This is a genomic window from Blastomonas sp. UPD001 (assembly GCF_003426715.1).
Lineage (GTDB): Bacteria > Pseudomonadota > Alphaproteobacteria > Sphingomonadales > Sphingomonadaceae > Blastomonas.
Genome location: NZ_QKVT01000078.1, coordinates 1 through 983 on the forward strand (window position 1 = coordinate 1; position 983 = coordinate 983).

Annotated in this window: 1 protein-coding gene; it reads left to right on the forward strand. The window is 64.9% G+C overall.

Going from position 1 to position 983, the window contains the following annotated elements:
* Nucleotides 1-983: DcaP family trimeric outer membrane transporter (locus tag DM995_RS18860; protein ID WP_116970670.1), on the forward strand; the 983-nt coding region annotated here is incomplete at both ends.

Sequence of the window (983 nt, forward strand, 5' to 3'; positions counted from 1 at the left end):
ATGCTGGCCGGCGGATCGCTGGGCAAGGAATTCTACCTGCCGCAGCAGATTCCGGTCGGCGGCACCTCGACGCGCGACTTCATGGCCAATGCGCGCCAGACGCGATTGTTCTTCACCAGCTCGACCCCACTGGGCGGCAAGGAGCTGAAAAGCCATATCGAATTCGATTTCGCGCTGGCGACCGCGCCGCCGGGCGCGCAGCGCGCGACCAATGCCTATACGCCGACGCTGCGCCGCGCTTTCCTGACCTATGACAAGTTCCTGATCGGCCAGGAATGGACGACCTTCCAGAACCCGGCGCTGCTCCCTGAGAGCACCGATTTCGTCGGCCCGCTCGAGGGCACGGTGTTCGTCCGCCAGATGATCGTCCAGTACCGTCAGCCGCTGACCAAAGGCCTCGAACTGCATCTTGCGCTCGAAAATCCGCAGACCGAAACGGTCAACACGACCAACGCCGCATTGGCCGACAACGACCAGGACCGCGTCCCCGATCTGGTCGCCAAGCTGGTCTACAAGCAGCCGAACCTCGACCTGCACGTCGCGGGGCTGGTGCGCCAGCTGTCGGTGCACGATGGCGGCAATGACGACGACGCGCTCGGCTGGGGCCTGTCGGCGGGCGGCAAGTTCGCCTTCGGGCCGGACAAGCGCCACGATATCCGCTTCAGCGCGACCTATGGCGACGGCATCGGCCGCTATCTCGGCCTCGGCTATGCGCCCGATGCGCTTTACGACCGGGTCGCGCTGGGCAACCGGCTGCTCAAGGTCGAGAATTTCGCCGCGTTCGGTTCGCTGAAGCTCGGCTGGACAAGCAATCTGCGCTCGACGATCGCGGCAGGCTATCAACATGCCGACTATCCCGGCGGCGTGCTCGTGCCCGGGCTCGCCAATGTTTCCGCCTATAGCGCGGCGGTCAACCTGTTCTGGTCCCCGGTCAAGAATCTCGACATCGGCATCGAAGTGCGTCACGCCGAGCGGGAAGTGGC